General features: G+C 29.8%; 11 protein-coding genes and 1 riboswitch. All 11 genes read left to right on the top strand.

Annotated elements, in window-relative coordinates; all coding sequences use genetic code 11:
• Nucleotides 1-182 precede the first annotated feature (182 nt).
• The 11 genes from hpf (at nucleotide 183) to tsaD (ending at nucleotide 13,339) form a co-directional block, all read left to right on the top strand.
• On the top strand, nucleotides 183-734 hold the full coding sequence (gene hpf / locus Q3223_RS11730; protein ID WP_054268719.1) for a ribosome hibernation-promoting factor, HPF/YfiA family: 552 nt from the start codon (nucleotides 183-185) through the stop codon (nucleotides 732-734).
• 131 nt (nucleotides 735-865) lie between these two features.
• Nucleotides 866-3,541: a preprotein translocase subunit SecA gene (secA, locus tag Q3223_RS11725; protein ID WP_054268720.1), complete on the top strand. Its 2,676-nt coding sequence runs from the start codon at nucleotides 866-868 to the stop codon at nucleotides 3,539-3,541.
• A gap of 14 nt (nucleotides 3,542-3,555) precedes the next feature.
• Nucleotides 3,556-4,663, top strand: a protein-coding gene (gene prfB / locus Q3223_RS11720) for a peptide chain release factor 2 (protein ID WP_187130378.1) whose coding sequence is annotated in 2 segments (ribosomal slippage) — nucleotides 3,556-3,630 and nucleotides 3,632-4,663 — 1,107 coding nt in all. Because the reading frame shifts where the segments join, the coding sequence is not laid out codon by codon here.
• A gap of 146 nt (nucleotides 4,664-4,809) precedes the next feature.
• Nucleotides 4,810-6,951: a Tex family protein gene (locus Q3223_RS11715; protein WP_407812029.1), complete on the top strand. Its 2,142-nt coding sequence runs from the start codon at nucleotides 4,810-4,812 to the stop codon at nucleotides 6,949-6,951.
• 144 nt (nucleotides 6,952-7,095) lie between these two features.
• The gene (locus Q3223_RS11710; protein ID WP_054268723.1) at nucleotides 7,096-8,262 is read left to right on the top strand and encodes an amidohydrolase; all 1,167 of its coding nucleotides are present in this window, start codon (nucleotides 7,096-7,098) and stop codon (nucleotides 8,260-8,262) included.
• Between the two features lie 59 nt (nucleotides 8,263-8,321).
• Nucleotides 8,322-8,439, top strand: a riboswitch (FMN riboswitch).
• A gap of 123 nt (nucleotides 8,440-8,562) precedes the next feature.
• Nucleotides 8,563-9,168 carry an ECF transporter S component gene (locus tag Q3223_RS11705; protein ID WP_054268724.1) on the top strand — a complete coding sequence of 202 codons (606 nt, stop codon included), beginning with the start codon at nucleotides 8,563-8,565 and terminating at the stop codon, nucleotides 9,166-9,168.
• 336 nt (nucleotides 9,169-9,504) lie between these two features.
• Nucleotides 9,505-10,545, top strand: coding sequence for a DUF4116 domain-containing protein (locus Q3223_RS11700; protein ID WP_054268725.1), 1,041 nt, complete (start codon nucleotides 9,505-9,507; stop codon nucleotides 10,543-10,545).
• 137 nt (nucleotides 10,546-10,682) lie between these two features.
• Nucleotides 10,683-11,135, top strand: coding sequence for a tRNA (adenosine(37)-N6)-threonylcarbamoyltransferase complex ATPase subunit type 1 TsaE (gene tsaE / locus Q3223_RS11695; RefSeq protein WP_054268726.1), 453 nt, complete (start codon nucleotides 10,683-10,685; stop codon nucleotides 11,133-11,135).
• Complete coding sequence (gene tsaB, locus Q3223_RS11690) at nucleotides 11,135-11,851, top strand: tRNA (adenosine(37)-N6)-threonylcarbamoyltransferase complex dimerization subunit type 1 TsaB (protein WP_054275593.1); 717 nt, start codon at nucleotides 11,135-11,137, stop codon at nucleotides 11,849-11,851. Before tsaE ends, tsaB begins: the two co-directional genes overlap by 1 nt.
• A complete protein-coding gene (gene rimI / locus Q3223_RS11685) occupies nucleotides 11,841-12,317 on the top strand; it encodes a ribosomal protein S18-alanine N-acetyltransferase (protein WP_054268728.1) in 477 nt (158 codons plus the stop codon). Before tsaB ends, rimI begins: the two co-directional genes overlap by 11 nt.
• A gap of 5 nt (nucleotides 12,318-12,322) precedes the next feature.
• The gene (gene tsaD, locus Q3223_RS11680) at nucleotides 12,323-13,339 is read left to right on the top strand and encodes a tRNA (adenosine(37)-N6)-threonylcarbamoyltransferase complex transferase subunit TsaD (protein ID WP_407812028.1); all 1,017 of its coding nucleotides are present in this window, start codon (nucleotides 12,323-12,325) and stop codon (nucleotides 13,337-13,339) included.
• The last annotated feature ends 77 nt before the right edge of the window (nucleotides 13,340-13,416 follow it).

Raw genomic sequence — 13,416 nt, 5'->3', positions numbered from 1 at the left:
AGTTGTAATAATATTAATCCACATAAGTTTTTAAATAACTAAAAATGATAAATAATTCTATCAATTGAATATAAAAAATCATAAAAGTTAATAATAAAAAGAGGATTATGAAAGTTCGTGTAGAATATATTATTTAAAGTATAAATTTTCTTATACTGGCATAATTGAAGGGAGATGTACTTATGAACATAATTATATCTGGAAAACAAATCGAATTAACTGATGCAATAAAAAGTAAAATCGAAAACAAACTAAGTAAGTTAGATAATTACATTCATCCAGACACTGATGTAAAAGTTACAGTAAGTGCTAAAAAAGCAAGACAAAAAATAGAGGTAACAATAGCTACTGTAAATGGTCCTATAATTAGAGCAGAAGATATGCAGGAAAATTTATACACAGCTATAGATGTTGTATATGATAAATTAAGTAAACAATTAAAAAAATATAAAAAGAGATTACAAGATAAACATAAAGACAACAAGAGCATAAGATTCCAAGATGCAGAAATAAATCTAGCTGATGAGCAAGAAGATTATGGGGATGAAAATCAAGAATTAGTAATTCAAAGACGTAAAAAATTTAGTGTTAAACCAATGAGCGAAGAAGAAGCTGTATTACAAATGGAGTTAATAGGACATGACTTTTATATGTTCAAGAATATAGATTCAGATGAAATAGCAGTAGTTTATAAGCGTCATAATGGTGGATATGGTATAATAGAACATGAATAAAGCAATTTAGATTTAATCATATTAGCTATCGATAAATAAATTATCGATAGCTTTTTAAATTAATATTAAAAGTATAGTTTTTATGGTAAAATGAATAATAGTACAATAAAGAACGAGGAGAGATGTAAAATATGAGCTTTATGGATAATTTATTCAACATGGCAGATAAAAAAGAATTAAAAAAGTTCAATAAAACTGTTGATATAATAGATTCATTAGAACCTAAATTTGAATCTATGGCAGACTCGGAACTTAAAAATATGACAAATATATTTAAAGAAAGATTAGCAAATAATGAAAGTATAGATGATATACTTCCAGAAGCTTTTGCAGTAGTTAGAGAAGTTTCTAAGAGAGTGTTAGGACTTAGACACTATAGAGTCCAAATGGTTGGAGGTATAGTGTTACATCAAGGAAGAATAGCCGAAATGAAAACAGGTGAAGGTAAAACTTTGGTTGCAACTGCTCCTGTTTATTTGAATGCCCTTACAGGAAAAGGTGTACATGTTGTAACAGTAAATGATTACCTTGCAAAACGTGATAGAGACCAAATGGCAAAAATATATGAATTTTTAGGAATGAGTGTAGGTGTTATTATACATGGTCAAAATCCAAAAGTTAGAAAAGAGCAATATGATTGTGATATAACTTATGGTACAAATAATGAGTACGGATTTGACTACTTAAAGGACAATATGGTAATACACAAAGAGCAAAGAGTTCAAAGAGGATTAAATTATGCTATAGTGGATGAGGTTGACTCTATACTAATAGATGAAGCTAGAACACCGCTTATCATATCTGGGCCTGGCGACAAATCAACTCACTTATATTCAGATGCAAATACATTTGTGTTAACTCTAAAACCAGATGATTACGAATTAGAAGAAAAAGATAAGGCGGTATCTCTAACAGCATCAGGTATACAAAAGGCAGAAGTATATTTTAATGTTGATAATATAACTGATATATCTCATACAGAGTTATACCATCATATAAATCAGGCTTTAAGAGCGCATGTAATAATGAAGAAAGATGTTGACTATGTTGCTAAAGATGGAGAAATAGTAATAGTTGATGAGTTTACTGGTAGACTTATGTTTGGTAGAAGATATTCAGAAGGTTTACACCAAGCAATAGAAGCTAAAGAAGGTCTTAAAATACAAAGAGAATCTAAAACACTAGCTACTGTAACATTCCAAAACTACTTTAGAATGTATAAAAAACTTTCTGGTATGACTGGTACAGCAAAAACAGAAGAAGAAGAGTTTAAAGCAATTTATAAAATGGACGTTTTCCAAGTACCTACCAATAAGCTTATGGTAAGAGAAGATTTACCAGATTCTGTATACAAAAGTGAAATAGGTAAATTTAATGCTGTAGCACAAGAAATAATTGAAAGACATAAAGTTAATCAGCCAATACTTGTAGGTACAGTATCGATAGAAAAATCAGAATTATTATCACAAATATTAAAGAAAAAAGGCATTAAACATGAAGTATTAAATGCTAAGCATCATGATAAAGAGGCAGAGATAATAGCACAGGCTGGTAGATTAGGCGCTGTTACAATAGCTACAAATATGGCTGGTCGTGGTACAGATATAGTTTTAGGTGGAAACCCAGATTTCTTAACTAAGAGAGAAATGAGAAGAAATGGATTTAAAGAGGAAATAGTAAATAGGGTAGATACTCCAATAGAAGGTATACCTGTAAAAGGTAATGAGACTCTATTTGAAGCTAGAGCGGAGTATGAAAGACTATTTGAAAAGTTTAAACAACAAACACAAGAAGAACAAAAACAAGTTGTAGAAGCAGGTGGACTTGCTATAATTGGTACAGAGAGACATGAATCTCGAAGAATAGATAACCAGTTGAGAGGTCGTGCTGGTCGTCAAGGTGACCCAGGTAGTTCAAGATTTTATATAGGTCTTGATGATGACCTTATGAGATTGTTTGGAAGTGATAGGATATCTGGAATTGTAGATAAAATAGGTCTTGAAGAAGATATGCCAATAGAACATAGAATATTATCTAAATCTATTGAAGGAGCACAAAAGAAAGTTGAAGGTAAAAACTTTGGAATAAGAAAGCATGTACTTCAATACGATGATGTTATGAATAAACAAAGAGAAATAATATATGCAGAAAGAAAGCGTGTATTAGAAGGTGAAGATTTACAAGAGCAAATACAGTCAATGACTCATTCTATAATAGAGGAAGCTGTGACTCTTTATACACAAGATAAAGGGTTTGATGAAGATGGATTTAAAGAGCATATGTATAATCTGTTCTTACCAAAAGGTAGCATAGAGATACCAGAAATAGAAAAACTTAATCCAGTTGAAATAACAGAAAAAGTTTATGAAATAGCTATGAAGATATACACTTCAAAAGAAGAACAAGTAGGCTATGAAAGAATGAGAGAGGTTGAGAGAGTAATCTTACTTCAAGCTGTTGATAACCATTGGATAGACCATATAGATGCTATGGACCAATTACGTCAAGGTATCGGTCTTCGTGCTGTAGGTCAACAGGACCCAGTTATTGCTTATAAAATGGAAGGTTTTGACATGTTTGATGAAATGAATAAACATATCAAAGAAGATACTGTAAGATATTTATTTAATATAACAATAGAAACTCCAGTGGAAAGAAAAGCAGTTGTAGATGTTGAAAATCTATCTTCACCATCAGATGGGACACTTCCAACAAGTAAAACAGTTAAAAAAGATGAAAAAGTTGGAAGAAATGACTTATGCCCTTGTGGAAGTGGTAAAAAATATAAAAACTGTTGTGGTAGATAATCTTGGAGGATTAAATGTTAAAGATACAAGAGTATAGACATAGCGTGGAGCAAATAGCTTCAAATTTAGAAGAATTGAGGGTTTCTCTTTGACATAGCTTCATTGATGGAAAAGATGCAGATTAATGAAGAAAAGATGAACAAACAGGATTTTTGGAATGATAATGAGTTTGCTCAAAGAGTACTTCAAGAAAATAAATCTTTAAAAGAGACACTAGAAGAATATGAAAGTTTAAAAAATTTATTAGAAGATATAGAAGTATTAATTGAAATAGGTCTAGAAGAAGAGGATGATTCTGTAGAAAAGGATATAGAAAAGTCCATAGAATCAATAGAAGAAAAATTATCTGAAATTAAAATAAAAACTCTTCTAAGTGGAGAGTACGACAAAAATAATGCCATATTATCTATAAACGCTGGAACAGGTGGATTAGATGCCCAAGATTGGGCTCAGATGCTTTTGAGAATGTATATAAGATGGTCAGAAGGCAAGGGCTATAAAGTTAAGCTTTTAGATATAATATCAGACCCTGAAGCAGGAATAAAGACAGCTACAATTCTTGTAGAGGGAACAAATGCTTATGGATACTTAAAGAGTGAAAAAGGTGTTCATAGGTTGGTAAGAATATCTCCTTTTGACCCATCAGGAAAAAGACATACTTCATTTGCATCTATAGATGTAACACCAGAGCTAGATGAGAACATAGAAGTAGAAATTAATCCATCAGATTTAAAGATAGACACATATAGAGCATCTGGAGCTGGAGGGCAACATGTAAATACAACTGATTCAGCAGTTAGAATAACACATATCCCTACAGGTGTAGTAGTTCAGTGTCAAAATGAGAGGTCTCAACATCTAAATAAAGATAGAGCTATGAGATTTTTGATGGCAAAATTGATAGAATTAAAAGAATTGGAACAAAAAGAAAAAATAGAAGACATACAAGGGAAATATTCACAAATAACATGGGGTAGTCAAATTAGGTCATATGTTTTTCAACCATATAAATTGGTTAAAGACCATAGAACAAATGCTGAGTTTGGAAATGTAGATAGTGTAATGAATGGAAATATAGACCTATTTATTAATGAATACTTAAAAATGAATAAAACAGTTTAATAAATATGCACTGTAATTAAGAGATATGTATAAGAAGGTTAGTGCTTACTATGCACTTACAGCACTTAGGCTGAGGACGACAACCCTCAGCCTTCGTTCTGTTTATTATTATACTTATGAAAAAACTAACATTAGGAGTGAAAAAATTGGATATAAATCAAATCTTAAAAAAAGAATTTAATCTTAGAGATGAGCAAATAAACAATACATTAAAACTTATTGATGAGGGTAATACAATACCATTTATAGCTAGGTACAGAAAAGAAATGACTGGTGAGATGAGTGATGTCACACTAAGAGAATTTCATGAAAAATTGATGTATTTAAGAAACCTTCAAAGTAGAAAAGATGATGTAGTTAGACTAATAGATGAGCAAGGAAAGCTAACAGATGAAATAACAAAAAATATAGAAAAAGCAAAGACATTACAAGAAGTAGAAGATATCTATGCTCCATATAAACAAAAGAAAAGAACTAGAGCAATAATAGCTAAGGAAAAGGGATTAGAAAACTTAGCATTGTCAATACTAGAGAATAGTCTAGATAGTATAGAAATAGAAGCAAAGAATTATATTGATGAGGAGAAAGAAGTTCTTTCTGTTGAAGATGCATTAAAAGGTGCGAGAGATATAATTGCAGAATTAGTTTCAGATGATGCTAAGATTAGAAAATATATAAGAGAATTAGCTTTAAGAGAAGGCATGATAGTTAGCAAAAGTTCTACTGATGAGAAATCAGTTTATGATATGTATTATGATTATAATGAAGCAGTAAAGAGTATGGCTCCACATAGAGTTTTGGCGATAAATCGAGGAGAAAAAGAGAACTTCCTAAAAGTTAAGTTAGAAATAAATAATGATAAAGTTTTAAATTACATAATAAATGAATATGTAAATGATAAAAATTTCAAAAATAAAGAAGAAATCGTAAGCTCAATAGAAGATTCTTATAAAAGATTAATTTTTCCATCAATAGAAAGAGAAATAAGAAATCATTTAACAGAAATAGCTCAAGAAAGAGCTATAAGTGTATTTGGAAAAAATGTTAAAAGTTTATTGCTTCAACCACCAGTTAAAGACAAGGTAGTTATGGGATTTGACCCCGCATTTAGAACTGGATGTAAAATAGCTATAGTAGATAAAAATGGTAAACTATTAGATTATACAACAGTATACCCAACAGACCCTCAAAATAATGTGGAAGGGGCAAAGAAAGTTTTAAAAGGATTGATTGAAAAATATGATATAGATATAATTTCAATCGGTAATGGTACTGCATCTAGAGAATCAGAAACTTTTGTATCAGAAATGATAAAAGAGATAGATAGGGAAGTACAATATGTTATAGTTAGTGAAGCTGGAGCCTCTGTTTATTCGGCATCTGAACTTGCGAACGAAGAACATCCAGATATAAATGTATCAATAAGGGGAGCTATATCTATAGCTAGAAGATTACAAGACCCATTAGCAGAGCTTGTAAAAATAGACCCTAAAAGTATAGGTGTAGGTCAATATCAGCATGATTTAAATAAAAAGAGACTAGAAGAAGTACTAGATGGTGTTGTTGAAGATTCTGTAAACAGTGTTGGAGTAGATTTAAATACAGCATCATACTCTCTACTAGAGCATATTGCAGGAATAAGTAAGGCCATTGCAAAAAACATAATAGCATATAGAGAAGAAAATGGAGACTTCACATCAAGAGTACAACTTAAAAAAGTAAAAAGACTTGGACCTCAAGCATTTACTCAATGTGCTGGATTTATGAGAATCTTAGATGGTAAAAACCCACTAGATAATACAGGTGTGCATCCTGAAAGTTATGATATATGCAAAAAAATGATTGAGATAATAGGATACTCTTTAAATGATATAAAAAATAAAAATATAGAAGAAATAGATGAGAGAATAAAAGAGATTGGATTGAGAGAATTAAGTGAAAAACTGGAAGTAGGTCAAGTCACTTTAAGAGATATTATATCTGAAATTAAAAAGCCAGGAAGAGACCCAAGAGAAGAAGGAATAAAACCTATTCTTAGAACTGATGTCTTAAAAATTGAAGACATACAAGAAGGAATGTCTTTAAAAGGTACAATAAGAAATGTTGTAGATTTTGGTGCATTTGTAGATATCGGAATAAAAAATGATGGATTAGTCCATAAATCAGAAATGAGTAATAGCTTTGTAAAAGACCCTATGAGTATTGTTACAGTAGGAGATATAGTCGATGTAAAAGTTATTGGAATTGACTTAAATAAAAAGAGAGTAGCTCTATCAATGAAAAAATAAATAAGCTTATGTATGTTTGTTTTTGATACTATATTTGTAAGTATGATTTATAGAATATATAAGTATTAAAAAAGTGTAAAATTATATTGTAAAAAACAATGTTAGAAAGAAATACGAGAGTCTTGAAAATCAGGAGGAAAATGAATGATTTTTATAAAAAATGGTAAAATAAATACCGTAACAAATGGAATAATTCAAGGAGATATCCTTATAGATGAAGGAAAAATAATAGAAATAGGGGAAAATCTAATAGCACCTTTAGATGTTGATATAATAGATGCAAGTAATAAACTTGTGTTCCCTGGATTTATAGATGCTCATACTCATTTGGGGCTATGGGAAGATGGCATAGGTTTTGAAGGGGCAGATGGAAATGAAGAAACTGACCCAATAACACCACAACTAAATCCTATAGATGGTATTAATCCAATGGATAGAACATTTAAAGAAGCTTTTGAAGGTGGTATAACTTCTGTATGTACAACACCTGGAAGTGCAAATGTTATGGGTGGTCAATGTATAGCCATAAAAACATATGGAAGAAGAATTGACAAAATGGTAATAAAAAATCCAGTTGCATCTAAAATAGCATTTGGAGAAAATCCAAAAAGTTGTTATGGTCAAGATGATAAATCTCCACAGACTAGAATGGCTATAGCGGCTTTGCTTAGAGAGAACTTAAAAAAAGCAGAAGAATATCTAGAGGATATTGATGTATATGAGAGCCATGATGATGAAGACTGTGAAAAGCCTGAATATGATATAAAAATGGAAAGCTTAATACCTGTATTGAGGAGAGAAATTCCATTTAAGGCACATGCTCATAGAGCTGATGATATGTTTACAGCAATAAGAATTGCAAAAGAATTTAACTTAAAACTTACATTAGACCATTGTACAGAAGGTCATCTTGTTGTAGAAGAATTAGTAGAAGAAGGATTTCCTGTAATAGTAGGCCCATCTTTATCAGAAAGGTCTAAGTTTGAACTTAGAAACTTGACATTTAATACAGCTGGAATACTTTCAAATGCAGGTCTTGATGTATGTATAATGACAGACCATCCAGTGATACCAGTTCAATATCTTCCAATATGTGCAGGCATAGCTGTTAAACATGGTATGAAAGAAGAAAAGGCAATAGAATCAATTACAATAAATCCAGCTAAGACTTTAGGAATAGAAGATAAAGTAGGTTCTATAGAAGTTGGTAAAGATGCAGACATAGTAATATGGGATAATTCCCCACTAGAGATTCAAAGTAATGTGCTTTACACTATAATAAATGGAAAAATAGTATATGAGAAAAAATAACTTGACAATTATTAAAAAATTAACTAATATAAGAGTGTAAGGAAAATTAAAAAATCAAAGAAGATCTTCGGGGCAGGGCGAAATTCCCTACCGGCGGTATAGCCCGCGAACTACTTAGGTGGTTGATTTGGTGAGATTCCAAAGCCGACAGTAAAGTCTGGATGAGAGAAGATATTTATGGAATATAAATAAGTTTATTTTAGTTTGTTTAAACTATGTCCATAAAAACTCGAAGATAGGATCTTCGAGTTTTTTGTTTTTCCTAAAAAATATAAACTATTGATTAGGAGGAAAGTAGTTATGCAAAATACAGTAAAAAGAGGAAATATGATTTCAACAAGAACTTTGGTGGTTATGTCAATTTTATCTGCAATATCTTATTTATTGATGTTTATTCAAGCCCCAATACCAGGTATTTTTCCAGATTTCTTAAAAATTGACTTATCAGATATCCCAGCAATATTTGGCGGAATGTCTTTAGGACCATTAGTTGGATTTGGTGTAGTTGTAGTAAAAAATATACTACAAATGATAACAGCGACAACAACTGGAGGAGTAGGAGAATTTGCAAATATATTAATTGGTGGCTCTTATGTACTTATACTTTGTTATTCATATAAGAGAAGTAAAGATTTAAAAGGTGTAGTAATTGGATTTGTATTAGGAACAATAACTATGACTATAATTGGTTCATTGGTGAATTATTTTGTAATGTTACCACTTTATGGGCAATTAATGGGACTAGATGCTATAATAGGTCTAGGTTCAGCTATAAACCCTCAAGTTCATGATTTATTTACTTTTGTAATTTGGATGATAGCTCCATTTAATGTATTAAAGGCTGTTGTAATATCCTTAGTAACGTTACCACTTTACAAAAAAATGGGTAATGTAATAAAAAAATAATTAGACAAGAAAATATAAAATTTTAAAATTAAACGCATTGAATAGCCATAATTTATTTGTAACTTCAGTCCTACACTGTGATTGATATATTAAATATATTATGGCTTTATTAATTTATCAAAAATTGTATATAAAATAAGAAATATTTAGACAAGTTTAATTTTTGAAATAAAGGAAGAATTAAAACGATTAACTATTAAAATACTAAAAAGGTATCTATAATACACAAAGCGAATTTATAATAAACAAAAAATAAAGATATTATTAAAAATAAATAAAGATTTATGCTTTATTTATTAATAATATCTAATTTAATAATGATAGGGGTGTATATAGATGAACATATCTAAAAAATTGAAAAATTTATTTTTAGATGATAAAGGGTATTATTTTAATAGTAATTGGGAAAATATTCATATAGGTATTGATAACTCAAAATTGGAAAAGTCTTTAAAGTATATTACAAATGAATATATTGAAAATATGGAAAGTGTAAAGTATGATTATCGTGAATTAAAAAATATAAAAAATCAAACTGATGGGATGTGTATACTAGCAATAAGGCAGAATTATAAAGCACTAGAGTATATAAAAGAACAAACAGAAGAATTATGTTTAGAGGCGATAAGATATAACTATAAAGCACTAGAATATGTAAAAGAACAGACAGAGTATATATGTCTTGAAGCCATAAAAAAGGACTGTAATGCACTTAAATATGTAAGAAATAAAACTGATGAGCTTATTATAAAAGTAATAAGGTGTTCTTCTAATATAGATGTTGTAAGTATTTTAAAAGCTTTAGAAGTTCAAACAAGGAGTATATGTTTAGAAGCAATTAAAAAAGATGGTAGATGTCTTGCATATGTTAGAGAGCAGAGCGAAGAATTATGTATGGAAGCGATTAGGCAAAATTATAAAGCACTACAATATGTAAAAAATCAAACAGATAAAATGTGTATAGAAGCTGTAAATCAAAATGGTATGGCATTGCAATATGTAAATAAGCAAACAGATAATATATGTATGGAAGCTGTCAAACAAGATGGAAGAAGTCTACAGTTCGTTAATAATAAGACAGAAGCAATATGTATAAAAGCCATAAGATATCTAGATAAAAGATATAATATTAAAGATGTGTTAAGTTACATAGATAGCTATACAGAAGATATATGTATAGAAATTGTAAGGCGAAATGGAAAGATGTTAATGTATATAAAAAATCAAACAGAGAGAATGTGCATTGAAGCAGTAAAGGAAAATTATAAATCTCTCAAGTATGTAAAAGAACAATCTGAGAAAATATGTAGAGAAGCCTTAAAGCAGAATTGCAAGGCAAAGGAATATGTGAAGATTTATATTGAAGAATGTATATAAGATTTAGATAGGATTATTAATATTGAAAGATAAAAAAGATAAATAGAAGTACTTTATAATAATTGAGGCTTATACTATAATTAATTAAGCAGTGATATAAATTCACATGACGATTATATCAAAATGGAGATGAATTAATGGCAAAAATATATTTGGAAAATGAAAGCAAAACTAGAGAAATAGGATATAAATTAGGTAAACTCTTAAAAGAAGGTAGTGTTATCTGTTTAGTAGGAGATTTAGGGGCTGGGAAAACTACAATGACACAAAGTTTGGCAGATTCATTAGGCATAAAAGACTATATAACAAGTCCAACTTTTACTATAATAAATGAATATGAAGGCAAAGTACCTTTGTATCATTTTGATGTATATAGAATAGGTAGCAGTGATGAAATGTATGATATTGGATATGAGGAATATGTAAATTCAAATGGAATTTGCATAATTGAATGGGCTAATCTAATAGAAGATATACTTCCAAAAGAATATTTAAATATAGAATTAAAATATAAAGATGAAGGAAGAGAAATGATATTAACTCCAAAGGGAGAGTTTTACAAAGAGATAGTTGAGGAGTTGATTAAATAATGAAAATACTAGGTATGGATACATCTTCTATGGCAGCAAGTGTGTCAGTTGTAGAAGATGATAGCTTAATATGTGGGTTTACAGTAAATAACAAAAAAACTCATTCGCAAAAACTTATGCCAATGATAGAAAGTATGTTGAACATGAGTGATTTAAGTATAAAAGATATAGATTTATTAGCTATATGTATAGGTCCTGGCTCATTTACAGGTCTTAGAATAGGTATGGCTACAGTAAAAGCTATGGCTCATGTAAATAATATACCAATAATAGCAGTGAATTCTTTGGAATCCCTAGCAAATAACATGAATCTATGTGAGAGGAAGATATGTTGTATATTAGATGCACAGAAAAATCAAGTCTATTCAGCTAAATATAAACTTGAGAATGGAGAGCTAATAGAATTAGAGGGTGTTAATGTTGTAGAATTTGATACTTTATTAGAGGAAATAGTATCAAGTGATGAAGAATTTATAGTAGTTGGAGAAGCTGTATATAAATATAAAGATAGGTTAGAGAATGTAAAAAATATAAAAATACCTTCGCCAGTTAACAATGTGTCTAATGCAGGAAGTTTATGTTCTTTGGCATTAAGTAAATATAATAAAAATATAGATGTACATACTTGTTATACAATAAATCCTATGTATATCAGAAAATCTCAAGCTGAAGTACAATATGATGAAAAAATGAAGAGGCTAAATGATGAAAGATAATACAAAACTAATAGTAGATGATATAAAAATAGAAGAAATGACTATTAAAGATATAGATGAAGTTTTTGAAGTAGAAAAAAATTGTTTTGAAGATTATTGGTCAAAAGAATCTTTTAGAAAAGAGTTATCTAATGAAGTAGCAAGGTATATAGTAGCTAAACTAGATGGAAAAGTTGTTGGATATGTGGGAATTTGGCTTATACTTGATGAAGGGCATATAAATAATGTGGCTGTTCATAGTGACTACAGAGGCAAAAAAATAGGAGACAAGTTGATAAAAGGTATAGTTGATTTGTGCAAAGACAATAATATTGTGTCTATGACATTAGAAGTTAGAGCATCAAATAAAATAGCACAAAATCTATATAGAAAATATGGATTTAAAATGGGTGGAATAAGAAAAGAATACTACAGTGATAATAAAGAAGATGCAATTATAATGTGGAACCAATTAAAGGAGGTGTAGAGTTTATGAGTGATATAATAACATTAGCTATAGAAAGTAGTTGTGATGAAACAGCTGCATCAGTTTTAAAAAATGGTAGAGAAGTACTTTCAAACATAATCTCTACCCAAATAGAAACACATAAAAAGTTTGGTGGTGTAGTCCCAGAAGTAGCCTCAAGAAAACATGTGGAAAATATTGATATAGTTGTCCAGGAGGCTTTAGATAAAGCAAATATAGGATTTAATGATATAGACCATGTTGCAGTTACATATGGACCTGGATTAGTAGGAGCTTTACTAGTAGGCTTATCTTATGCTAAAGCACTTGCATATACTTTGAATATACCACTTGTAGGAGTAAATCACATAGAAGGTCATCTAAGTGCAAACTATATAGAGCATAAGGATTTGAAACCTCCTTTTATAACATTAATAGTATCTGGAGGTCATACCCACTTGGTTGAGGTCAAAGACTATGGTAAGTATGAAATCTTAGGAAAAACTAGAGATGATGCATCTGGAGAAGCATTTGATAAGATTTCAAGAGCGATGAATCTAGGTTATCCAGGAGGACCTATTATTGATAATCTCGCCAAAAAAGGAAATAAGCATGCTATAGAGTTTCCAAGAGCATATTTAGAAGAAGATAGCTATGATTTTAGTTTTAGTGGATTAAAATCTTCTGTGTTAAACTATCTAAATGGAAAAAGAATGAAAAATGAGGAAATAGTAGTTGAAGATGTAGCAGCATCTTTTCAAGAGGCTGTGGTAGAAGTTTTATCTACTAAAGCACTAAAAGCAGCAAGAGATAAAGGCTACAATATTATAACTCTTTCTGGTGGAGTTGCTTCTAATTCAGGGCTCAGAGCTAAAATAACAGAGATTGCAAAAGATAGTGGTATCACTGTTAAATATCCGCCTTTAATTTTATGCACAGATAATGCAGCGATGATTGGGTGTGCAGGATATTATAATTTTATAAATGGTAAAACACATGATATGAGTTTAAATGCAGTTCCAAATTTAAAAATAAATCAGTAATATGAAATAAATTTATAAATATATTAAAGAATTGTTTCAGAAAAATAAATATAAGTAAAAATAAATACAATCAAAAT

It is taken from the genome of Clostridioides sp. GD02367, from assembly GCF_045900275.1.
GTDB classification, from domain to species: Bacteria; Bacillota; Clostridia; order Peptostreptococcales; family Peptostreptococcaceae; genus Clostridioides; species Clostridioides difficile_A.
This window is presented reverse-complemented; position numbering and strand designations above follow the sequence as displayed.

Bases quoted from the DNA above. Each gene is read 5' to 3' on its own strand.
- hpf (WP_054268719.1), top strand. From the start codon at position 183: ATGAACATAATTATATCTGGAAAACAAATCGAATTAACTGATGCAATA.
- secA (WP_054268720.1), top strand. From the start codon at position 866: ATGAGCTTTATGGATAATTTATTCAACATGGCAGATAAAAAAGAATTA.
- Q3223_RS11710 (WP_054268723.1), top strand. From the start codon at position 7,096: ATGATTTTTATAAAAAATGGTAAAATAAATACCGTAACAAATGGAATA.
- Q3223_RS11705 (WP_054268724.1), top strand. From the start codon at position 8,563: ATGCAAAATACAGTAAAAAGAGGAAATATGATTTCAACAAGAACTTTG.
- Q3223_RS11700 (WP_054268725.1), top strand. From the start codon at position 9,505: ATGAACATATCTAAAAAATTGAAAAATTTATTTTTAGATGATAAAGGG.
- tsaE (WP_054268726.1), top strand. From the start codon at position 10,683: ATGGCAAAAATATATTTGGAAAATGAAAGCAAAACTAGAGAAATAGGA.
- tsaB (WP_054275593.1), top strand. From the start codon at position 11,135: ATGAAAATACTAGGTATGGATACATCTTCTATGGCAGCAAGTGTGTCA.
- rimI (WP_054268728.1), top strand. From the start codon at position 11,841: ATGAAAGATAATACAAAACTAATAGTAGATGATATAAAAATAGAAGAA.
- tsaD (WP_407812028.1), top strand. From the start codon at position 12,323: ATGAGTGATATAATAACATTAGCTATAGAAAGTAGTTGTGATGAAACA.